Raw genomic sequence first — 22,327 nt, forward strand, 5'->3', positions numbered from 1 at the left:
TGCGCGGAGCCCGAAAGAACATCCTGAGCAGGCCGCTCTGCCACCTGGTGGCAATCGGGTTTCATCGGGCAGAAACCTCGGCGAGTGAGACGTGAAACCGGGCGTCCATAGCGTCCGATTCCATACACACGCACCGCTGGGAAGGAATACCGTGAGTGATTCTCGGGAGCCGGTGGCCATCGGATCCACGCCGCTGTCCATTGACGACATCGTGGCGGTGGCGCGGCACGGCGCCCCGGTGCTGCTCACCGAGGAAGCCGCCCTGGCGGTCAAGGGCATGCGCGTCCGGATGCTCGCGGGCCTCGACGCGGACGGACCGCCCGTCTACGGGCTCACCACGGGCGTCGGCGACCTCTACGACGTGTCGGTCGCCCCGGAGCACGTGTCGTCGGCCCAGCTGAAGATGCTCAAGAGCCATGCCTGCGGGGTGGGCGAGCCCTACCCGCCCGAAGTTATGCGCGCCATGATCCTCCTGATCGTGCGGGCGATGGCCCAGGGCCGCAGCGGAGTGGGCCTCGGTCTGGTCGAGACCCTCGTCGCGATGCTCAACCGAGGCGTCACCCCCTGGTCCCCCGGCCGCGGCTCGGTCGGCTATCTGATCGGCACCGCACACATCGGCCTGGTCACGGCCGGTCTCGGCCGGGCGTACTTCGAGGGCGAGCTGCTGCCCGGCGCCGAGGCGATGCGCCGCGCCGGTCTGCCCGTTCTCGAACTGGGCCCCCGCGAGGGCCACGCCCTGGTCAGCGGCACGTACGAGGTGACCGCGATGGCGGCGCTCGCCGTCCACGACGCCCGGCTGCTGACCGCCGCCGCCGACATAGCGGCGGCGATGAGCCTGGAGGCCCTGCGCGGCAACGACCGCGCCTTCGACCCCCGCGTCCAGCAGGTCCGCCCGCACCCCGGCCAGGCGGCCACCGCCGCGAACCTGCGCGCCCTGCTCGACGGCAGCGCGATCGTGGCGGCGCACCGTCACCACCGCCTCCAGGACCCGCTGAGCCTGCGCTGCGCGCCCCAGGTCCACGGCAGCGTGCGCGACGCGCTGGACTACGCCGAGCGCACGGTCACCATCGAGGCCAACTCGATCACCGACAACCCGCTGTTCTCCGTCGCCGGCGACGAGCTCACCGCCCACACCGGCGGCAACGGCCACGGCGCCCCGGTCGCCATGGCACTGGACGTCCTCGCCATCGCCGTCACCCACCTGCTCAACATCTCCGAGCGGCGCACCGACCGCCTCACCAACGCCCACTTCAGCGAACTGCCGGCCTTCCTCGCGGCCCCCGGCGGCGAGGACTCCGGCTTCATGATCCCGCAGTACGTCGCCGCCTCGCTGGCCGCCGAGGCCCGCGCACTCGCCCAGCCCGCCTCCGTGCACAACATCCCGACCTCGGCGATGCAGGAGGACCACGTCAGCATGGGCGTCCCCGCCGGCTGGCAGGCCCGGCAGGCGGTCGAGTACGCACAGCAGGGCCTCGGCATCGAGATCCTGGCGGCGGCGCAGGGGCTGGAGCACCACGGCACCCTGCGCCCGGGAGCCGGGACGGGGGCCGCGTACCGAGCGGTCCGGGAACGGGTGGCCGTCCTGGAGGAGGACCGCGAGATGTACCCCGACCTCGCGGCGGCCCGGGAGCTGGTCGCGGACGGCAGCCTCGTGGCGGCCGTGGAAGCAGTAGTGGGAGGACTGGCCCGATGAAGAGCACGGTGACGAGCGAGAACAACGCAGATCAGGGCCGCCCGCTGTCCGGCGTCAAGGTCCTCGACCTCTCCCGGGTCCTGGCCGGTCCGCTCTGCGGGGCGCTGCTCGGTGACCTCGGAGCCGAGGTCACCAAAGTCGAGATGCCCGGCGCCGGCGACGACTCCCGGCACTTTGCTCCTCACATCAACGGTGAGAGCTCGTACTTCATGATGCTCAACCGGGGCAAACGCGGCATCACCCTCAACCTGAAGTCCGACGAGGGCCGCGACCTGCTGCACCGCCTGGTGCGCGACACGGACATCCTGATCGAGAACTACCGGCCCGGCGTCACCGACCGCCTCGGCATCGACTACGACACCCTGTCCGCCGTCAACCCGCGCCTGGTGTACGTCAGCATCTCCGGCTTCGGCCAGACCGGACCACTCGCCCACCGCCCCGCCTACGACCACATCATCCAGGCCATGGGCGGCATCATGAGCCTCACCGGCTGGCCCGGCACCGGCCCGACCCGCGTCGGCGAGTCCATCGGCGACGTCGTCGCCGGGATGTACGGCTCGTACGGTGCCCTGGCCGCGCTCCGGCAACGCGACGTCACCGGGCACGGGCAGCACGTGGATGTCGCCATGCTCGACTCCGTGCTGTCCCTGCTCGTCGTGTCGCTGTCCCAGTTCACCGCCGACGGCACCGAACCCGAGCGGATCGGCAACCGTCATCCGGTCTCCGCCCCCATGGACAGCTTCCCCGCCCGCGACGGACAGGTCGTCCTCGCGGTCGCCAACGACGCCCTCTTCGCCCGTCTGTGCAAGGAGACCGGCATGCCCGAACTCCTCGACGACCCCCGCTTCGCCACGGACGCCCAGCGCGCCCGCCACCACGCCGAACTCCGGGTACTGATCGAGAACTGGACGCGTGGCCTGACGGTCGACCAGGCCGTGAACCGGCTGGAGGCGGCGGGCGTACCGGCAGGTCCCATCTGGAGCCTCAAGGAGGCCCTGGACAGCGACCACGCGCAGCAGCGACAGCTGCTGGGCACCGCACGGCACCCGGTGGCCGGCGAGGTCGCCGTGATGCGACAGCCCGTCCGCTTCTCCGGAGCGCAGCCCGCCGCCCCCGCACCCGCGCCGGTCCTCGGGCAGCACACGGACGAGGTGCTGGCCGCCGCGCTCGGGCTGAGCCCCGACGAGATCGCGGGCCTGCGCGCCCGTGGCGCGATCTGAGCCCTCGAATGGAGAGAGACATGCCGGAGAAGAAACTGCCCACCGTGGCGGTGATCGGCGCCGGGACCATGGGCGCGGGCATCGCCCAGGTCTTCGCCCGAGCGGGCTGCCGGGTAGCCCTGTGGTCCCGCAGCGAAGCCACCCTGGACGCCGCGCGCGCCCTCGTCCCGGACGAGGTCCTCCGCACGCGTTCGCTGTCGGAGGCGCTGGACGGCGCGGACGTGGTGAGCGAGAACGTCGCCGAAGTGGTCGCCCTCAAGCAGGACGTCCTCGCCTCGATCGAGGCCGCGGTGACACCGGACTGCCTGCTCACCACCAACACCTCCAGCGTGCCGATCACCCTGCTGGGCACGGCACTTGACGATCCCGGCCGGTTCCTCGGCATGCACTGGTTCAATCCCGCGCCGGTCATGCCGCTCGTCGAACTCGTCGCCGGCGAGGCCACCACCGCGACGGCGATGGAGCGCGCCGAGTCGCTGACCCGGCGGCTCGGCAAGCTGCCCGTCGTCGTACGGGCGGATGTCCCCGGCTTCGTCGTCAACCGTATCCAGTACGCGGTGCTGCGCGAGGTGCTGCACCTGGTGGATTCGGGCGTGACCTCCGTGGCGGACGCCGACCTGGCGGTGCGTACGACGCTCGCCCCACGCTGGGCGGCCTGCGGCCCACTGGAGCTGATGGACCTGGCCGGGCTGGACGTGGTCGAGCAGGTGTCGGCGATCCTGATGCCCGAGCTGAGCCGCTCGGCCGAGGTGCCGGAGTCCGTGAGGAAACTGGTGGCCGAAGGCGCTCTGGGCGCCAAGTCGGGACGCGGCTTCTACGAGTGGCCCGGCGAACGGGTCGACCGGGTCAAGGCCCACCGGGACGCCGTCGTCAGGCAGTTGACCCACGATGGCTGACGGCACCGGCACCATTCTGACCCGTACCGAGGATGCGGTCGGCCACGTCCGCCTCCACCGCCCCGAAGCGGCCAACGCGTTGAGCCGCGCCATGATGACGGCTCTGCTGGACGCCGTACGCGCCTGGGACGCCGACCCCGACGTCCGCTGCGTCGTCATCAGCGGCACGGAACGCCTCTTCGCGGCCGGCGCCGACATCGCCGACCTGGCGGAACTCTCGGAGTCCGGCCCGGTCGGCACGTACCTCGACGACTTCAGCGACCTGTGGGAGGCCCTGTACGCCACCCGCATCCCTCTCGTCGCGGCGGTCAACGGTCATGTCCTGGGCGGCGGCTGCGAACTCGCCATGATCTGCGACCTCGTCATCGCCTCGGACACCGCCCGCTTCGGCCAGCCCGAGCTGCGTCTCGGTGCGATCCCCGGTGCGGGCGGCACCCAACGCCTCGTCCGCGCGGTCGGCAAGGCCCTCGCGATGGACATGATCCTCACCGGCCGCACCATCACCGCCCCCGAAGCCCTCGCCGCCGGCCTCGTCAGCCGCGTCGTACCCCCCGACCAGCTCGACCGCACAGCCCACGACACGGCCCGCACCATCGCCGCCCACCCCGCGACCGCGGTCCGACTGGCGAAGGAGGCGGTGCTGACGGCCTTCGAGACGCCCCTCTCCGCCGGCATCCGCACCGAACGCCGCCTGGCCGCCCTCAACGCCTCCACCGACGACCACACCCAGGGCCTGCGGGCCTTCCTCGACAAGCGCCGGAGCAACGAACGATGACTGGAATTTCTGGACCGAGGACCGTGCGCGCTCCCCGCGGGAGCTCGCTCAGCGCGCAGGGCTGGCAGCAGGAGGCGGCGCTGCGGATGCTGCAGAACAACCTGGATCCGGAAGTCGCCGAGCACCCCGACAAGCTCGTCGTCTACGGCGGCACGGGAAAGGCGGCGCGGGACTGGCGGTCGTTCGACGCGATGGTCCGCACCCTGCGGACCCTGAAGCAGGACGAGACGATGCTGGTGCAGTCCGGCCGTCCGGTGGGGGTGATGCAGACCCACGAGTGGGCCCCGCGGGTCCTGATCGCCAACTCCAACCTGGTCGGCGACTGGGCCAACTGGGAGGAGTTCCGCCGCCTGGAGGCCCTGGGCCTGACCATGTACGGGCAGATGACCGCCGGTTCCTGGATCTATATCGGTACGCAGGGCATCCTCCAGGGCACCTACGAGACCTTCTCCGCCGTCGCCGCGAAGAAGTTCGGCGGCACCCTCGAGGGCACGATCACGCTGACGGCCGGCCTCGGCGGCATGGGCGGCGCGCAGCCCCTCGCCGTGACCATGAACGACGGCGTCGCGATCTGCATCGACGTCGACCCGCGCGCCATCGAGCGCCGTATCGAGCACCGCTACCTCGACGTGCGCGCGGACTCGCTGCAGCACGCCCTGCAGCTGGCGGTGGAGGCCCGGGACGCCCGCCGGCCTCTGTCGATCGGCCTGCTCGGCAACGCGGCCGAACTGCTCCCGCAGATGCTCGCCGAGGGCGCCCCCATCGACATCGTGACCGACCAGACCTCGGCCCACGACCCCCTCGCCTACCTCCCCGTCGGCGTCGACTTCGACGACATGGCCGACGCCGCGGCCAAGGACCCGGCGGGCTTCACCACCCGCGCCCGTGAGTCCATGGCCAAGCACGTCGAGGCGATGGTCGGCTTCATGGACGCCGGCGCCGAGGTCTTCGACTACGGCAACTCGATCCGCGGCGAGGCCCAACTCGCCGGATACGAGCGGGCGTTCGCCTTCCCCGGCTTCGTGCCTGCCTATATCCGGCCGCTGTTCAGCGAGGGCAAGGGGCCCTTCCGCTGGGCCGCCCTGTCCGGTGAGGCCTCCGACATCCACAAGACCGACAAGGCGATCCTGGAGCTCTTCCCGGAGAACGAATCCCTGCACCGCTGGATCAAGATGGCCGGCGAGCGCGTCCACTTCCAGGGCCTGCCCGCCCGTATCTGCTGGCTCGGCTACGGCGAGCGGGACAAGGCCGGCGAGCGGTTCAACGACATGGTCGCCAGTGGTGAGCTGGCCGCCCCGCTCGCCATCGGCCGCGACCACCTCGACTCGGGCTCCGTCGCCTCCCCGTACCGCGAGACCGAAGCCATGCTCGACGGCTCCGACGCGATCGCCGACTGGCCGCTGCTCAACGCCATGGTCAACGTGGCCTCCGGCGCGTCCTGGGTCTCCATCCACCACGGCGGCGGCGTCGGCATGGGGCGCTCCATCCACGCCGGCCAGGTCTCCGTCGCCGACGGCACCGCACTCGCCGGAGAGAAGCTGCGCCGCGTGCTGACCAACGACCCCGGCATGGGCGTCATCCGCCACGTCGACGCCGGCTACGACATCGCGGAGACGGTCGCCGACGAGCGGGGCGTCCGGGTGCCTATGCGCGAAGGCGTCTGATCCCCGGAACGCGCATCGCTCTCCCAGAACGCGCCGAGGTCACCGCCGCTCACTCCACGAACAGCCCGCGCGCCGCCTCCCCCGCGTCGAACTGCTCCAGCCGGGCCTGCGCGTCCGGCAGGTCGTCGCAGATCGCCTCCAGCAGCACCCGGCCCAGCAGCATCGGCGCGCGGGCGGTGTCGAAGGCGAGCCCGGTGCCGACGGCGGCCGGCAGCAGCAGGTCGGACACCTTGGCGACCGCCGCGAACGCGGAGTCGGCGACCCTGACGACGGTCAGTCCGGCCTCCTTCGCGTACGTCAGCGTGTCCACGACCTCGCGGGGATGCCAGGGCAGCGCGAAGCACAGCAGCGTGGAGGCGCCCGCGCGGACGGCCGCGTCGATCTGGCCCTCGGCCTGGGCCCGGTGCACCAGCGCCGACGAGCTCCCACTGCTCGTCGGTGACATCGCTCGGGTACGGCTTGCGCATGCTCATGCCACAATCCAAGCGAACCTCGAACGCCCGACCGGCAACGATGCCCCAACATCACGCTATCGAGCGACCACAAGCCGGACGGAAGGTCACGTTCCGCACTCTCACGTCATCGAGACGACGACCTTGCCGGCCTTCGCCCGGCCCTTCTCGACGTACTCCATGGCCTGGAGGGTCTCGTCGAACGGGAAGGCGCGGTCGACAATGGGGCGGATCTTCCCTGTGTCGACGAGGGAGGCGAGCTCGCGGAGCTGGTCGCCGCTGGCCTTCATGAACAGGAAGGAGTACGTGACGCCGAGCTTCTTGGCGCTGCGCCGCGTCTTGGCACTCAGGACGGTCGTGGCCGCGCGCATCACCGCGTTGAGGCCCAGCTCGCGGGCGACCTCCGCGTCGGGCGGGCCGGCCACGCTGATGGCCAGGCCGCCGGGCTTGAGGATGCCGAAGGACTTGGCGAGGTTCTCGCCGCCGAGGGAGTCGAGTACGAAGTCGTAGCCCTCGAGCACCTCGGAGAAGTCCTGCGTGCGGTAGTCGATGACCTCGTCCGCGCCGAGCTCCTTCACCAGGTCGACCTTGGCGGTGCTGGCGGTGGAGGCCACGTGTGCGCCGAGCGCCTTGGCCAGTTGGACGGCGATGGAGCCGAGGCCCCCGGCGCCCGCGTGGATGAGGACCTTCTGGCCCGGCTGCACCTTGGCCCGCTCGACCAGGGCCTGCCAGGCGGTCAGCGCGACCAACTCCGCTGCGCGCGGGTTCAAACCTCGTCCTTGAGCTGGAGCGATCGCCCTCTATCTCTGCAGTGCGATCCTGCCGGGCCTCATTGAGGCCGAGTTGAGGCCACAAGGACTGGAACAGACCGACAAGGGTGACGAGCCCCAACATGGATTACCGCATCTGACCTGCGAAAACGTCAGGGATGAGCGTTGATCGGCAAGGACCGCCAAGATCCTCAATGGACTCATAATCCGTCGGCCGTGGGTTCGAGTCCCACCCGCCCCACCATGCAGGCCTCTGACCTGCGGAAACGTCTTAGCGGGCGTGCTGATTCAGGACTTTGGGCCACGGGGCTGAATCCGCTGCTCGTGAGTTCAACTCCGTGGCCGTTAGCGTGCGTTGGGGTCGCTCTGACCTGCGCAGACGTATCAGCTTCCGCTGAAGGATGGCGTCGTGGGTGGGCTGTGTGAGCGTCTGGACGTCGAATTCTGGACGCTGGCTGGACACGAGGATCCGGAAGTGGTGCCCGGTGACGATGGGTGTCGGGAGACGGCCCAGGCCACCGCCACCTGACCGCCAGGCGGCCTGCCATCTTTCTCCCGGACCGAGCATCCTGCCCCGGCACCGACTACCCACCCCCTGCAGCGACCCAAGGTGGTGCCATGAGTGCCGTGCTCCTGATCGCGAGAAGAGCCGGTCCGGAGCCCGAGCTCCGGACCGGCTGTGTGGGTACGTCAGCCGACGGCCGGCACGGGGGCACGGTCCGTTCCGGCTGCTTCCTTGACGTCGGCGTCCCCGGCCTTCTCACCCGGTGCGGGATCGGCGTGCGGCGCGGGGGTGTGATCGGCCTCGGGGGCGGAGGTGTACGGAATCTCGCCGCGGAGGACGGCCCTGGCGCGGTCCTCGTCCAGCTCCCCTTCCCACTTGGCCACCGCCAGGGTCGCGACGCCGTTGCCGACCACGCTGGTCAGGGCACGGGCCTCGGACATGAAGCGGTCGATGCCGAAGATGAGCGCCAAGGCGGCCACGGGGACGTGCGGAACGGCGCTGAGGGTAGCGGCCAGGGCGATGAAGCCGGAGCCGGTGACCCCGGCGGCGCCCTTGGACGTGAGCAACATGACGGCGAGCATCGACAGCTGCTGGGTGAGGCTGAGGTCGATGCCGAGGGCCTGGGCGAGGAAGACCGAGCCCATGGTCAGGTAGATCGCGGTGCCGTCGAGGTTGAAGGAGTATCCGGCGGGCAGTGTGATGCCCACGACCGGCTTGGAGGCGCCGGCGTGCTCCAGTTTCGCCATCATGCGCGGCAGCACCGGCTCGCTGGACGAGGTGCCGAGGACGATCAGCAGCTCCTCCTTGATGTAGCGGAGGAAGGGCAGCAGACGCAGGCCGTTGACCCGCATGACCGCCCCGAGGATGACCAGGACGAAGAACAGGGCGGTGAGCCAGAAGGAGCCGACCAGCAGGAAGAGGTGACGCAGGGTGTCCAGACCGTAGTTGCCGATGGTGAAAGCCATGGAGCCGAAGGCGCCGATCGGGGCCAGCCGCATGATCCAGCGGATGAGCGTGAACAGGACCTTGGACAGCTTTTCGACGCCCTGGGTGATCCCCGTGCCGGCCTCGCCGGCGGCGTTCAGGCCGAAGCCGAACAGGACCGAGACCAGTAGCACCGGCAGGATCTCGTGGCCGGTCAGCGCGCCGGGCAGGGTGTCCGGAATGTTGGAGAGGACGAACGCGGAGACGCTCTCGTGGCTCTGAGTGGCCTCCGGCGGCAGGCCCTCGGTGGAGAGGGTGGAGGGATCGACGTGCAGTCCGCTGCCGGGCTTGACGAGGTTGACGACGACCAGGCCGATCACCATGGCGACGGTGGTCAGGACTTCGAAGTAGATCAGCGCCTTGAGGCTGACCCGCCCGACGGCACGCGCGTTGCCCATGGAGGCGATGCCGTGGACGACGGTACAGAAGATGACCGGCGCGATCATCATGCGTACCAGCGCGATGAAACCGTCGCCCAGGGGCTTCAGGTCGGCTCCGAACGACGGCCACAACCAGCCGACCGCGGCCCCGGCAAGGACACCGATCAGACACTGGACGTACAGCAGGGACAGCAGTCGGCGGATGCGGCCGGATGGAGCGGTGACGGTGCCCGGGGCTGCGTCGTTGCGGCTCATGCGGGGCGTCCTTCCAGGACGGGAACGAGGAGTTCGGCTCGGGCGATGCGGCGGGCGGCGCGGTGCAGCAGCACCGTGGGGGAGGCGCTGTCCGCCGCGGGTACGGCCTGGGCGGTGACGACCCCGGCTGGGGTGCCCAGGCGCAGCGTGCCGTCGGCGGTCTGCCCGGCGACGCGATGGGCGAGGGTGCCGGGAGTCGCGGCTGCGGTGGCCAGTGCGACGGCCGAGGTGAGACCGATCGCCGGGTGGGGTGCGTGCATGGAGACCATGCGGACGGCCAGGTCGTACTCGTCCGGTCCGACCGGGGTGCCGTCGGTGGTGCGGTAGGCAGCGGGGCGGGCGAGGACGCCGACCTTCGGCACGGCGTGGCTGACGGGATCATTCTCCTTGGCCAGGCCCATGGCAAGGGCGGCCTGACGGCGCAGCACGGTGAGCGCCGGCACCACCGCGGCGAACTCGGCCAGGGACTCGGTGCCTTGAAGACCGAAGGCCTTCGCCTCGAACAGCGCGGCTGGGGCACCGGCATCGACCAGGGACGCCTCGATGGGACCGGCGGGCCCCGAGAGGGTGTCCAGGGAACGGCCGGTCGGCAGGGCACGACCCGTGGTCGAACCCGCCGGGTCCAGGAAGCCGAGCAGGACCGGCACACCGAGCGCGGCGGTGCCCGGCACCACCGCCGTGCCCTCTTCGGGGGCCGTACGCCCCGGAGTCGGGATGGTGCCGGTGAGGCGGGCCCCGGTGTTGACGTTGAGCATCCGCACCGTGGTGGAGTCCGACGTGATCGGCACCAGGCCGTTGTGGACGGCGTACAGAGCGACGGCGGTGGCGCAGTTGCCGCAATTGCTGGCCCATTCCACGTGCTCGTCACCGATACCGACCTGCGCGAACGCGTACTCGACGTCGATGCCCGGCTCGGCCGACCTCCGGACGATCGCGGCCTTGGAGGTCGTGGAGGAGGCACCGCCGACACCGTCGATCTGGCGGGGGTCGGCGGCGTTGTAGGCGGCGAGCAACAGGGTGTCGGCGTCCACGCCGGTCGCCACCACGTCGTGGTGGTCGAAGATCCAGCACTTGCTGGTTCCTCCGCGGATCATCTCGCCCTGCAGACGCAACACAACGGTCTCCTCGTAGAAACCCCGACGGCACTTCCGTGCGGGATGCGATCCACAGTGGGCGCGAAGAGCATGAAGTACAATCTCGGAAATCTGCATGGGCATTAAGCTGAAGTTAACGCTGGAGGTGGCGCTGTGCTCGACGTCCGGCGCATCCTGCTCTTCACCGAGGTCGCCCGCCGGGGCTCGGTCACCGCTACCGCACGGGCCCTCAACTACACGCCGTCAGCGGTGTCCCAGCAGGTCAGTCGCCTGGAAGTAGAAGCAGGGCAGCCCCTTCTGGAGCGCCATGCGCGGGGCGTCACACTCACCGACGCGGGACGCGCGCTGGCCGAGCGAGGGGAGCGGATCGAACGCGAACTGACGGCCGCGGAGAACGAGCTGGCCGACTTCGCGGGACTGCGCGCGGGCACCCTCCGGGTCGGAACCTTCCCCACCGTCGGCGCCTCCCTCCTCCCGCGGGCCGTGATCGCCTTCCGGGAAGCGCATCCGGACGTACGGCTGACGGTGCGCAGCGCCCGCATCGCGGGCCTGTGGGCGATGCTGGAGAACCGGGAGATCGAGATGTCCCTGATGTGGGACTACGACTGGAACCGCATCGACCGCGAGGACATTGCCGTCACCGCACTGGTCGACGACCCCCCGGCCCTCCTCGTCGGCCAGGGCCACCCCCTGGCCGACCGCCCTTCGGCCGCCCTCGCGGACTTCGCGAACGATCCCTGGATCACCCGCGCCGACCACCACCCGGTGGCCGAGGCCCTCGCCCGCAGCTGCCACGCAGCCGGCTTCGAGCCGCAGATCGCCTACGAGGCCCACGACTACCAGGAGGCCCAGGCCATGGTCGCCGCCGGCATCGGCGTCGCCCTCGCCCCCACCCTTGCCCTGGAAGGCGTCCGAGCCGGTGTCAGCATCCTGCCGCTGCAACCCGCCGGCCCGGTGCGCCGCATCCTCCTCGTCCGCATGAGCGACCACGCCCTCACCCCCGCCGCCCAGGCCTTCGCGGCCTTTCTCCGCAACAGCGCCGCCGCCGCTACGGCGTCATGACATGCCGCGCCGATAGGTCCGCGGTGACTTCGGCGCCGGTTGGTGGCGGCCGGACCGGCCCCGTCGAACATCCTCGGACTGTTGGTGAAGAAGCCCCGCACGTTCTCGCCGACATAGGCCGGCGTCAGATCGCCGAAGCAGCGGGCCTGATCAGGGTCACGGTGCACCGCCGGTTAGCCAACTGGCAGGCGCTGCTTAAGACGTCGTCTCATTTGGAGTGCTGGGTAGTCTGCACGATGTGGTGATGGTCGAGCGCATGGTGCCGGACGAGTTGTGGGAACTGTTCCAGTGGGTGGTCCCGCCTGCTCCATCGCGGCCGCAGGGCGGCGGTCGGCGGCGGTACGGGGATCGTGAGGTGCTGGCCGCGATCATCTTCGTGGCCACGACGGGTTGCACCTGGCGGCAGTTGCCGCCGGTCTTCGGCCCCTCGGGGCCGACCGCGCACCGGCGCTTCACCGAGTGGACCGCCGCCCGGGTCTGGGCGAAGCTGCACCGCGTCATCCTCGACGAACTGGGCTCGCGCGGAGAGTTGGACTGGTCACGTTGCGCGATCGACTCGGTGAACATGCGGGCCCTGAAAGGGGGGACCTGACAGGTCCGAATCCTGTAGACCGGGGCAAGAAGGGCTCGAAGGTCCACTTGATCACCGAGCGGACCGGTTTACCCCTCTCGGTCGGGATCTCCGGCGCGAACCTGCATGACAGCCAGGCACTCGAGCCGCTGGTGCGCGGCATCCCGCCGATCCGCTCCCGCCGCGGCCCGCGCAGACGCCGGCCGGCCAAGCTGCACGCGGACAAAGGCTACGACTACGACCACCTGCGCCGATGGCTACGCAAGCGAGGTATCCGGCACCGCATCGCCCGCAAGGGCATCGAGTCCTCCACGCGACTCGGCCGACACCGTTGGACTATCGAGCGCACGATGTCATGGCTGGGCGGCTGCCGCCGTCTGCACCGCCGCTACGAACGCAAGGCCGAACACTTCCTGGCCTTCACCGCCATTGCCTGCAGCCTCATCTGCTACCGCAGACTCGCCAAATGAGACGACGTCTAAGGCGCTCGCCTTGTCGGCGAAGCAGCAGTTCGTCGACGCGGTCGAGGAGGCGCGGCCCGATGCCGCTCCCGCGCTCGTCGCGCTGTACCGAGTGACGGCGAGGCCCACACGGAGGCCGCCGCCGATTTCTGGGCGGAGATCGACACGCACACCGTCAGTCTCCTGACGCGGGCGCGGACCCTGGATTGGACGCGGCAGGTGTACTGCTCCCTCCTGAGTGAAGCCCTCGTTGGGCCGGGTGCCGACCAGGATCCAACCGCGCAGGACCCGGACGCGCTGGCCGCACTCGCCGTCGACACACTCCTGCTCGGCGCAGGGCCACGCGGCTGAGCGGCAACTGCTCGACGTGCGCCGGATCCACCGGCGCGCCGTGGGGGCGTCTCGGCCCCTGCTCCCCGCACCCGTGGAGTGGCGGTCGGAGTTTCCGTGCGCTGGAAGGGGAATCCGCTGCGTGCGAGTTTCGACAGCCTTTTCGAGCTGGCGGGATCGCCCTCGATGCCTTCGTTCTGGCCCCTTGGGGCCTCATTGAGGCCGAGTTGAGGCCGCAAGGACAGGAACAGACTGACAAGGCTTTGGAAGCATCGGCAGAGGTTAACCCCTCTGGCCTGCAAAAACGTCTTGAACGAGCGTTGATCGGCAACAACCGCCAAGATCCTCAAAGGACTCATAATCCGTCGGCCGTGGGTTCGAGTCCCACCCGCCCCACCACTCGCTACGCGAGGAGAAACCTTCTGACCAGCAACTTTGTTGAGAGGGTGGTGCTTTGAGGGATCCTGGCGACCTTGGCACGACCATGGTTTCATGATCGTGAGGACAAATTGAGGACGCAGGTCACGCGGCGGGGCGCAGTCCCTCATCCGGCCCTTCGTTCTCGGCCGCGGGCTCTGTCTCTGCGGCCTGGACCTGCTCCTTTTCCTTGCACCGCTTGTCCCGTCCTGAGCCTTTCTGCTCAGTCCGAGGGACGACCGCGATCGTGGACTCCGCCTCGGCCGTCAAGAGCTGCCGCAGGACGCTCGTGTACGTGTCCGAGGTGATCTGGCGCGAGCTGTGCCCCAGCCACTCCTGGACGACTTTGATGTCGGCCTTGCCCAGCAGTGCCAGCGTTGCCGGCAGGTGTCGCGTGTCGTGCAGCCGGGGGGGGCCCGACAGCCCCACGAGTCGGTTGAACCGACGACTGATCCGGTCGGGATGCAGGGGCTCACCGTTCTCGCGGGTCCAGACCCGGTTGCTTTCCACCCACGCCTCCTCGCCCGACCACTGCTCGTGCTCCCGGGCCTGGGTGGCCTGCCACTCCCGCCACAGCTCGCGGGTCTGAGAGTCGAGTGTGACGGTGCACACACTGTCCTGCTTCGGGGCTTCGTTGAACTGCCGGTAGGCGATCTCGACGATCTGTGCGGATATGCGGATATGCGGATATGCGGATATGCGGAACCATGAACCATCCAGGCTGACCTCCGGCCACGACAGTGCGCACATCTCGCCGCGGCGAGGACCGCGGAAGATGAACGCGTTCCATATGGTGCAGAGCCGGTCGTCGCTCACGGAGTCGAGGACCGCATGGACGCCGCCGTGCACGGACTGACCGAGCCGGCCGACCCCGACCAGCTCGACACCCTGTCCGCCGACACGGGTGACGACCGCTTCGACGGTCGCCGTTGAGCCCAGCCCAGCAGGAAACGGCCCCCAGAGGAAACCAGGGGCATTGCATGATCGAGTTCTGTCCGGGTTCGCCACGTGGGGCCGACGGCTCGTAGGGGCCGGTGCTAGTCGCGGCCGGTGTGTGACGGAGGACGGCGGCGATGTTGGTCTGGGCCGTCCTGGCGGAAGACGCGGATGTCGAGGTTGCGGCAAGGAAGCAGGAAGCCATGGCGCGGGGCAGGGCTCCGGTGCGGACCTAGGAGTCGTCCTCGCGGAACGTACGGTCACACGGACGTGGTGCAGGAGGTTTTCGATGCCCCAGTGGCCCCTGACCCAGGTGGAGAGCTCGGTACAGGGGGCATCGAAGACGACCAGGCTGGTGATCAGGTAGACGCGCTCGATGGTCAGCTTTCTGGTGCTCGGATCGCGGCGCCAGCGCATGACAGTTCTTCGACCTGCCAATCTTCGACCTGCCAATACAGGAGAGGATCTCGTTGCTCATGGAGGCGGCCTGCCGTTGGGCCAGGACCACGCCGTGGTGGTCCATCGCGGCCGGCGGCCCGATTGCCGCGGCCGTCTTCGCACGCGAACCGCGTACCACCTTGCGGTCGATCCTCTCTGCTGTCCGGACACCCCTGGCACTACCGGGCATAACGGTACGTCACTCGTCAGACCGGCGAACCGGGTGAAGCCTGTTCACGCGAGGCCCCTGACTTTTCAGCCGTCACCGCCGGCCGAGTTCTGGTGCTCACGGGCGGACGGCCCCTGAGGCTTCAGCCTTCGGTCCCGCCTGAAAGAGTGTGAACAGCACTAGCACTGCATGAGAAGGAAGCTGATACGGGCAGCCGGACGGATCGGCTTCATCAGCTCGGCAGGAAGGCACATGTCGGAGCCGTGCAGCAGGATACGCGTACGCGTGTGGGAGGGGATTGCTGTGGGAATCGGCTACAAGACGTCCTGGCTGGCCGTGCCCGGCGGCGACAGTGAGCAGGTCGCCGACGCGCTCGGGTTGCTCACGCGAGTGACAATGGACTGGGAGGCGGGGACACAAGCGGCGTACCGGCGAGGCGTCTTCGTAGCCTCTCCAGTGGACGGCTGGACGCTGGCTCACGGCCGGGTCCACCTCCCCGTCGGCGTTGAGGACAGCGGTCCGTCCCTCCTGTCCTGGCTTCGGTCACTCGGCCAGCGCCTGGGCGACTTTCAGTACTTCCGCACCGATCGCATCTGCGAGTACCACGCCTGGGCGAGAGTGGAAGCCGGCCAAGTCGTCCGGGCCTACTGCTATGACGGTGACGTGCCCCTGCGACTCGGTGAGCCAACCGAGATCGAACGGCAACTGGGTGTCGGCATCAGGGGGGCGGAAGAGGGGAGGGCGTCCTGGAACGAATCCGACTGGGACGACTGGTATGCCGCCATGCCATCCGAGAGGCACGTCATGGCCATCGCCAGGCACTGGGGAATCTGTCCTCTCGACATCCCGGAAGCGCCACCGGCGGGCGACGGCATCTATGGCATTCCAGCCGGAGCCGAGTGACTTCAGTAGGCGCCGCGACAAGCGGCCCGTCGAGGATGAGCTGTGAGATTGGGAAGCTGCATCGCTCTACTGATCGTTTCGAACGGAATTCCAGTGTGCGGCTTGGCAGTTGGGTGTCGGATCGGCAGGATCTGAGACATCGACTTCCGGCAGGACGGCCCAGACCAACATCGCCGCCGCCCTCCGTCACGCACCGGCCGTGACTAGCACCGGCCCCTACGAGCCCTCGGCCTCACGTGATGAACCCCTGACGGAACTCGATCAGTCAATTCCCCTGGTTGGTGTCCGGGGGCGGGTTGTTCACTCGTAGATGGCGGGCACATGGAGCCTGTCCCACGACCGCTGCCCGGGATTTCCGTCCGCGTCCGCGCCTGAGAAGCCGAGCTTGCGCTGCCACTTGGCGTAGGATTTCTGGTCCGCTTCGCTCCATTGGTAGTCGGGTCCGCCGGAGTACGCCGAGCAGCCCTCCTCGATGAGGCGATAGCCCATGGCCTCGATGATCGGGCTACTCACGGACGGTTGAAAGAAGTCCTTTCCCGGGTAGGGCTCATACTCGCCGTCAGGCTCTTCGCCCGGTGGGGCCACGCGGACCCGCTGTCCTGGGTGTATGAGATTCGGATTGGTGATCTGCGGGTTCCACTCCCTGATCTGAGCCAGCGTCACGTGGAACCTGGCCGCGATTGCGGAGAGCGTATCGCCCTCCCTTACCACATAGAATTCGGTTGTCTTCATGCGGTCATTCTAGTGCGGAGTTAAGAACGGTGCGACAGGGGGAAATGGACGGAAGTGGCGACACGTCGCCAACGGTCTAACTCCGGCCGTATTTTACAATGGTGCGCGTCACGCGCAACTCGAATAGCAGCGAATGCGATCAGTTAAACATTCTTGAATTGAATTGCGAAACTATTCCACCGTGCAGGCGAGTTGGAAGCGTGCCGGGAACGGCATGAGGGCCGCCTTCATGTTCTGCGCCACATCTCCGCCACGCTGTCACTGCTCGCGAAGAACGGCATCAAGGTGGTGCAGGGGCGGCTCGGGCAGAGCTCACGCCAGATCACATCGGACACGTACACGAGCGTGCTGTCGCACTCATGACGGCCGAGGCGATATGTGTCCCACCGCCTGACCTGATTTCCCCCATTGGCCCCCGCGATCGTGGAAGCGTGATCGAACAGGGCCGCCGCGATCCCTTAAGTCACCCGCCCCCAGCGAAGTTGCCGGCCAGATCGATTCTCCACAGGGCAATGATGGGTGCACTACGCAACCCGGGAGGCCACGGCCAGTCCCCGAATTACAGCGACGAAGAGGCCTACCAAGCCTTGGCCTTCCTCATTTTCCTGTTACGGCGGTTGGACGTGGCTGAGCGCAAGATGAACGCAGCGCCGACTACCACTGATCCTCCGATGTCTGGCAGGGCGGACAGGACCAGGCCCGCCGTGGCCAGGAGTTCAAGGGCGCCGATGGCCTGGAGGGCGCCGGGGCTGAAGTCCTCGACCCATCGGGTGGCGGTGCCCATGCCGGCCGTCTTCTCCTTGGGCACGAACATCTTGGCGCTGCCGGCCAGTCAGACAGCGGCCAGCAGTGATCCACAGCGTGAGGTTCATCATCAGCTCCTTCATCGAGGATTGCCCGCACCCCTGTGACGAGACAGCAACCCCGCCTGTGCATCTCCGAACACCCCGGCAGCAGGCAGACGTGGGTCACACGCGTCCGTGTCACAGGGCGTCGGGCTACCTCGTCTCAGGGGGTGTAGCCACTGACGACCACGGAGGAGCACACGATGGACGCGCGACTGAACTACTTCGCCAGCCCGAACCCCAGCAAGGCCCTCAAGTACTTCATGTCGGCGGGCAAGGCGCTCAAGGAATCCCCGCTGCCGGCCGCGACGCAGGAGTTGGTGGCGCTGCGCGTGAGCCAGATCAACGGCTGCGCCGTCTGCATCGACATGCACACAAAGGAGGCCGCCGCTGCCGGGGAGGCCCCGGTGCGGCTGAACCTGGTGGCGGCGTGGCGGGAGGCCACGGTCTTCACCGAGGCCGAACGCGTCGCGCTGGAGCTGGCGGAGCAGGGGACCCGGGTCGCGGACGCGGCCGGCGGGGTCAGCGACGAGGTCTGGGCGCGTGCCGCCGAGCACTACGACGAGGAGCAGCTCACCGCCCTGGTGATCCTGGTGTCCTTCATGAACACGGCGAACCGGCTGAACATCATCACCCAGCAGCCGGCCGGCGACTACGAGGTCGGGCAGTTCCACTGAACGGTCGTCGGCAACCGGCCCGGGCCCGGGCCCGGGCCGCGGGCTCCCGGCCCATGGGGCCTTGCTCTGCGCCACCGGTGGACCGGATGATCACCAGTAGATGCCCGCGCCGACGAGTACGGCCGGGCGGGAGGACTGCAAGGGGGAGTCGGCGTGAGCAAGGTCGAGGAGTTCGAGGAGCTGCGGCCGCTGCTGTTCTCGATCGCCTACCGGATTCTGGGCAGCGTGGGTGAGGCCGAGGACGCGGTACAGGAGACCTGGCTGCGCTTCGACGGCTCGGCGACCCGGCCCACGTCGACCAAGGCCTTCTTGTCCGCCACGGTGACGCGGATCTCGATCGACGTGCTGCGCTCCGCACGGGTGAGGCGGGAGGAGTACGTCGGGCCGTGGTTCCCCGAGCCGCTGCTCACCGATCCCTATCAGGATCCGGCACGCTCAGCGGAACTGGCCGACTCTGTGTCGATGGCGGCGCTGCTGCTCCTGGAGCGGCTCAGCCCGCTGGAGCGGTCGGTGTTCGTGCTGCGGGAGGTGTTCGGCTTCGGCTTCGACGAGGTCGCCGCGGCGGTGGAGCGGTCGGAGGCGGCGTGCCGGCAGCTGCTGGTACGGGCGCGGCGGCACATGCAGGCCGGACGGCCACGGTTCGAAGCGGACCGTCAGGAGCGGCAGGAACTGGCGACGCGATTCTTCGACGCCCTCCGCGAAGGCGATGTAGTCGGCCTGCGGGATCTGCTCGCCGCCGACGTGTCGATGGTCGGGGACGGCGGCGGCAAGGCCCCGCAGCTGGCCAGGGCCGTCATCGGCGCCGAGAACGTGGCCCGGTTGCTCGCCTCCGTCTTCCCCTGGATGGCCCGGATCGAGGTGACCTTCGAGCCGCACGAGGTCAACGGCCAGCCCGGAGCGATCTTCCGCGACCGGGACGGCAAGGTGCTCCACATCTTGGCCCTTGAGTTGCTCGATGGGCAGATCCAGACCATCCGCTCGGTGATCAACCCCGACAAGCTCGGCCACCTCGGGCCGGTCGCTGACGCCTGGGCTATCGACCGCGAGGTGAAGCAGGCCCGCCGCCAGCAGACGAAATGACCTCGGGACTGGCGTGGGTCGGCTCGTTCACCGGCAGCTCATGTCAGCGGCCGCAGGGTGGCCGGTTCGCCTGTCCGGCGAGGTTGAGGTTGTGCAGGCGGGCTACACCGCGCATCGCGTGGTGCACGCCGTCGCCGCGGAGGCGGCAGTCGCGCGAGATCTTCCAGGTCTTCATGCGGGTAAAGACGTGGTCGACGCGGGCCCGGACCTGCCTGTGGCTCTTGTTGTGCGCCTGCTTCCAGTCGGGGAGTTCTTCGTCCGCGCTGCGACGGCGGTGAGGGATGACCAGTCCCGTTCCCCGGTAGCCGCCGTCGGCGATCGTTACGGTCTTCCCGACGGCGTCCTTCGCGCCGGACCCGGCCCAGGCCCGGCAGTCATTGCGGTTGCCCGGCAGTGGCCGGCCGAGCAGGACCACCAGCCGGGTGTCGGCGTCGACGACCACCTGATGGTTCGTCGAGTACCGATAGTTCTTCGACTGCTCAGCCACGGTGTGATCGCGGGTCGGCGTGCGTGGGCTCAGCCCGGTGAACGGGGCTATCCAAGACGGCTCTGACGCCGTGAAGCGCTTAGGCTGCCAGCCATGTCTACTGCGTTACCTGACCTGTCCGAGCTGTTCACTGACCCTCATACGGCGTATGCCCGGCTTCGGGAGGCCGGGCCGGTTCACCGGATCATCGGGCCGGACCGGCTGCCCGTCTGGATCGTCACCCGCTACGCCGATGTGCGGCAACTGCTGGCCGACCCGCGGCTCTCCTTGGACAAGACACACCGGCTTCCCGGCAACTACAGAGGCTTCTCGCTGCCTGCGGCCCTCGACGCCAACCTCCTGAACATGGACCCGCCCGACCACACCCGGATCAGGCGGCTGGTCGCCCAGGCATTCACCCCCGGCCATATCGAGCGGATGCGCCCAAGCATTCAGTTCCTGGCCGACCGGCTACTGGACAGCGTGGCCGACCGAGGGCACGCCGACCTCGTCGCCGAGTTCGCCGTACCGCTACCGATCACCGTCATCTGCGATCTGCTCGGTGTGCCAGGTGACTCGCGCCTGGACTTCCGGGCCTGGACCGACGCGCTGGTCGCCCCGGATCCCGCAGACCCCGACAGGGCGAAGCACGCAGTGGCCGCCATGCTGGCGTACTTTCCCCAGCTGATGGCCGACAAGCGCCGCATGCCCGGCAACGACCTACTGTCCGATCTGGTCAACGTGCGCGACGGCAGCGACAGACTCACCGAGGACGAGCTGACGTCATTGGCGTTCCTCATCCTGTCCGCCGGCTACGAGAACACGGTGCAACTCATCGGCACCGCCGTGCTGGCGTTGCTGGACCACCCGGAGCAGTTGGCCGCGCTACGTGACGACCCAGCCAAAATCGAAGGTGCTGTGGAGGAGTTCGCACGCTTCGACGGCCCGGCGCTGCTCGCGATCCGCCGCTTCCCGGTCGAAGACGTGGAGATCGACGGGGTGACGATCCCGGCGGGGGAGACGGTCATGCTGTCGCTTGCCTCCGCCAACCGTGACCCCGCCCGTTTCCGCGACCCCGACCACCTCGATGTGGACAGGCGGGACGGCGGGCATCTGGCGCTGGGGCACGGCATCCACTACTGCGTGGGCGCCCCGCTGGCACGGCTGGAAACACAGATCGCCGTGAGTACGCTGCTGCGCCGCTTCCCCGCCCTCGAACTGGACGTGCCGCGTGACGAACTGCGGTGGCGGCCCTCGATGCGGGCCCGCGGATTGGTCGCGCTGCCGGTGCGGTTCTGACTGATCGCGTTCGTGTCTGACCGCCGAGGCGATCAAGCTGCGCGGCAAGGGAGTCATCACTGCCGAGGAGGCCACCGGCATCGTGATCACTACTCACGTGCGGACGAGGACCCCAGTCCAACTGTCCACGATCTCCGCCGCTGCTGCGATGCCCGTGCTGTACGTGGCGGACATCCGCATCGCCGCAACGGTCCTCTAAAGGGAGCTGGCCATGGCGGCGAGCGGATCCTCGGAGCCGCGTGAGTGGCGGCGGTCGCGTTCGGTTGGTGACGATCGACACCAACAGCCCCAAGGCGTACGTCGACGAGGTGGTCCCCGCCGCCCTTGTCGGCTTCCGTTCCCACATGCGCGCACCGGAGTACGACTTCGACGGCGCCGCACCTCGATCGCCGTACCGATCCGGCTGCATGGAGAAGCCGCTGGGATGCGTCAACGTCACCTGGCGCAGGACGGCCATGTCCGCGCAGCCGCTGCTCGTGGGTTTGGAGTCCGGCCCCGCTCGGGAGGGACCTTCAACCCCTCTGACCTGTGGTGGAGCAGAAGATCGAGATTGCTGCTCGCGGTCCGGGTGGCTGCCCTGAGGGCCGATGCCAAGACCCAGGGGCAGTACAGGGGCCGGGACGGCGCAGCCGTGTCCAAGGCGACGGTGTCTCCGGGCCGACTCGGTGTCCCGTTTGCTGGTTGTGCGGCATGGACACCAGTGGCTCGGCGCCTCTGCGCACTTCGGCCGCGCCCTCCCTGCCCCCTACGGGGTGCCGTCGGCGAATGCCGGGGGCTCGCCCGGACCGACTCCCGGGAACGCTAGAACAGCGACACGCAGGAATTGCCGTCACCGACGAAGCAGACGTACAGCTTCACGTTGCGGACGCTGTACCCGTTGCTGTTCGCGTAGCCGGGGGTGCTGTTGGCGCCGTTGCTGTCCGAACCGAGCTTGGTGTAGCCGTGGTAGTTCCACCCTCCGTTCTCCCACTTCTGGTAGGTGGTGTAGAGCCCCGCGCCCTTGCCGTCTGCGCAGTTGTCCCAGATCTCGAAGTCCCAGTTGGTGTCGTAGAGGGCGTAGCCGCCGGCCGTCCCGACCTGCCAGTAGTTGTAGGTGCCGTTGACGGAGGCACAGCCGTCGGACGTGCTCTTGTAATAGCTCGCGGCCTGAGCCTGGCCGGAGAAGGCCAGGACCAGGCCCGCGGCGGCGGCCGCGACCGCGAGCTTCTTCTGAACGCTCTTGAATGTGATGCCATTGACCATGGCGGTCCTCC

The 22,327-nt window shown here is 68.8% G+C and carries 17 protein-coding genes, 1 tRNA gene and 3 pseudogenes; 12 read left to right on the plus strand and 9 right to left on the minus strand.

The features are described from left to right. Window positions 1-151: 151 nt before the first annotated feature. The 5 genes from SGFS_RS38505 to hutU are packed head-to-tail and all read left to right on the plus strand — an operon-like array spanning window position 152 to window position 6,248. Entirely contained in the window at window positions 152-1,693 is a 1,542-nt protein-coding gene (locus SGFS_RS38505) for an HAL/PAL/TAL family ammonia-lyase (RefSeq protein WP_286256831.1), read from the plus strand. After that, window positions 1,690-2,913, plus strand: a complete 1,224-nt coding sequence (locus SGFS_RS38510) for a CaiB/BaiF CoA transferase family protein (protein ID WP_286256833.1) — start codon at window positions 1,690-1,692, stop codon at window positions 2,911-2,913. Before SGFS_RS38505 ends, SGFS_RS38510 begins: the two co-directional genes overlap by 4 nt. Before the next feature lie 20 nt (window positions 2,914-2,933). Continuing rightward, entirely contained in the window at window positions 2,934-3,809 is an 876-nt protein-coding gene (locus tag SGFS_RS38515; protein WP_286256835.1) for a 3-hydroxyacyl-CoA dehydrogenase family protein, read from the plus strand. Next, window positions 3,802-4,584 (plus strand): enoyl-CoA hydratase-related protein, encoded by a 783-nt coding sequence (locus tag SGFS_RS38520; protein WP_286256837.1) that lies wholly within the window; start codon window positions 3,802-3,804, stop codon window positions 4,582-4,584. Before SGFS_RS38515 ends, SGFS_RS38520 begins: the two co-directional genes overlap by 8 nt. A gap of 5 nt (window positions 4,585-4,589) precedes the next feature. Next, window positions 4,590-6,248: a urocanate hydratase gene (hutU, locus tag SGFS_RS38525; RefSeq protein ID WP_286260280.1), complete on the plus strand. Its 1,659-nt coding sequence runs from the start codon at window positions 4,590-4,592 to the stop codon at window positions 6,246-6,248. A gap of 49 nt (window positions 6,249-6,297) precedes the next feature. Here the strand turns inward: hutU and SGFS_RS38530 are convergent. Continuing rightward, window positions 6,298-6,633: pseudogene (locus SGFS_RS38530) on the minus strand (MurR/RpiR family transcriptional regulator); the annotation flags it as partial. 189 nt (window positions 6,634-6,822) lie between these two features. After that, window positions 6,823-7,449 (minus strand): annotated as a pseudogene (locus tag SGFS_RS38535) (NADP-dependent oxidoreductase); the annotation flags it as partial. A gap of 176 nt (window positions 7,450-7,625) precedes the next feature. Between SGFS_RS38535 and SGFS_RS38540 the strand changes: the two are divergent. Continuing rightward, window positions 7,626-7,714 (plus strand) — tRNA-Met (locus SGFS_RS38540). Window positions 7,715-8,160: 446 nt separating this feature from the next. Here the strand turns inward: SGFS_RS38540 and dctA are convergent. After that, window positions 8,161-9,594 carry a C4-dicarboxylate transporter DctA gene (dctA, locus tag SGFS_RS38545; RefSeq protein ID WP_286256839.1) on the minus strand — a complete coding sequence of 478 codons (1,434 nt, stop codon included), beginning with the start codon at window positions 9,592-9,594 and terminating at the stop codon, window positions 8,161-8,163. Beyond that, a complete protein-coding gene (locus SGFS_RS38550) occupies window positions 9,591-10,709 on the minus strand; it encodes a PrpF domain-containing protein (RefSeq protein WP_286256843.1) in 1,119 nt (372 codons plus the stop codon). The genes dctA and SGFS_RS38550 overlap by 4 nt, the downstream gene beginning before the upstream one ends. Before the next feature lie 132 nt (window positions 10,710-10,841). Between SGFS_RS38550 and SGFS_RS38555 the strand changes: the two genes are divergently transcribed. Together SGFS_RS38555 and SGFS_RS38560 are read left to right on the plus strand one after the other, a co-directional pair. Continuing rightward, entirely contained in the window at window positions 10,842-11,750 is a 909-nt protein-coding gene (locus SGFS_RS38555; protein ID WP_286256844.1) for a LysR family transcriptional regulator, read from the plus strand. Window positions 11,751-11,994: 244 nt separating this feature from the next. Continuing rightward, a protein-coding gene (locus SGFS_RS38560) for an IS5 family transposase (protein ID WP_434025902.1) occupies window positions 11,995-12,791 on the plus strand; the annotation gives its coding sequence in 2 pieces (ribosomal slippage) (window positions 11,995-12,330 and window positions 12,333-12,791; 795 coding nt in all). Window positions 12,792-13,634: 843 nt separating this feature from the next. Here SGFS_RS38560 and SGFS_RS38565 read toward each other — a convergent pair. Next, a complete protein-coding gene (locus SGFS_RS38565; RefSeq protein WP_286256845.1) occupies window positions 13,635-14,345 on the minus strand; it encodes a tyrosine-type recombinase/integrase in 711 nt (236 codons plus the stop codon). Window positions 14,346-15,261: 916 nt separating this feature from the next. On the opposite strand from SGFS_RS38565, the gene SGFS_RS38570 reads away from it, so the two are divergent. Then, the gene (locus SGFS_RS38570) at window positions 15,262-15,975 is read left to right on the plus strand and encodes a hypothetical protein (RefSeq protein ID WP_286256846.1); all 714 of its coding nucleotides are present in this window, start codon (window positions 15,262-15,264) and stop codon (window positions 15,973-15,975) included. A gap of 300 nt (window positions 15,976-16,275) precedes the next feature. Here SGFS_RS38570 and SGFS_RS38575 read toward each other — a convergent pair whose 3' ends face one another. Beyond that, window positions 16,276-16,707, minus strand: coding sequence for a peptidoglycan-binding protein (locus SGFS_RS38575; protein ID WP_286256847.1), 432 nt, complete (start codon window positions 16,705-16,707; stop codon window positions 16,276-16,278). A gap of 577 nt (window positions 16,708-17,284) precedes the next feature. After that, window positions 17,285-17,539 carry a DoxX family protein gene (locus tag SGFS_RS38580; protein ID WP_434028235.1) on the minus strand — a complete coding sequence of 85 codons (255 nt, stop codon included), beginning with the start codon at window positions 17,537-17,539 and terminating at the stop codon, window positions 17,285-17,287. Window positions 17,540-17,755: 216 nt separating this feature from the next. Between SGFS_RS38580 and SGFS_RS38585 the strand changes: the two genes are divergently transcribed. Then, on the plus strand, window positions 17,756-18,229 hold the full coding sequence (locus SGFS_RS38585; RefSeq protein WP_286256850.1) for a carboxymuconolactone decarboxylase family protein: 474 nt from the start codon (window positions 17,756-17,758) through the stop codon (window positions 18,227-18,229). A 153-nt stretch (window positions 18,230-18,382) separates the two neighbouring features. Beyond that, the gene (locus SGFS_RS38590; protein WP_286256851.1) at window positions 18,383-19,309 is read left to right on the plus strand and encodes an RNA polymerase sigma-70 factor; all 927 of its coding nucleotides are present in this window, start codon (window positions 18,383-18,385) and stop codon (window positions 19,307-19,309) included. A 43-nt stretch (window positions 19,310-19,352) separates the two neighbouring features. Here the strand turns inward: SGFS_RS38590 and SGFS_RS38595 are convergent. Continuing rightward, a pseudogene (locus SGFS_RS38595) lies at window positions 19,353-19,814 on the minus strand (transposase family protein); the annotation flags it as partial. A gap of 75 nt (window positions 19,815-19,889) precedes the next feature. Between SGFS_RS38595 and SGFS_RS38600 the strand changes: the two are divergent. Beyond that, window positions 19,890-21,074: a cytochrome P450 family protein gene (locus SGFS_RS38600; protein WP_286256852.1), complete on the plus strand. Its 1,185-nt coding sequence runs from the start codon at window positions 19,890-19,892 to the stop codon at window positions 21,072-21,074. Window positions 21,075-21,875: 801 nt separating this feature from the next. Here SGFS_RS38600 and SGFS_RS38605 read toward each other — a convergent pair. After that, complete coding sequence (locus tag SGFS_RS38605) at window positions 21,876-22,316, minus strand: Tat pathway signal protein (RefSeq protein WP_286256853.1); 441 nt, start codon at window positions 22,314-22,316, stop codon at window positions 21,876-21,878. Between the last annotated feature and the right edge of the window lie 11 nt (window positions 22,317-22,327).

This window comes from Streptomyces graminofaciens (genome assembly GCF_030294945.1).
GTDB lineage: Bacteria > Actinomycetota > Actinomycetes > Streptomycetales > Streptomycetaceae > Streptomyces > Streptomyces graminofaciens.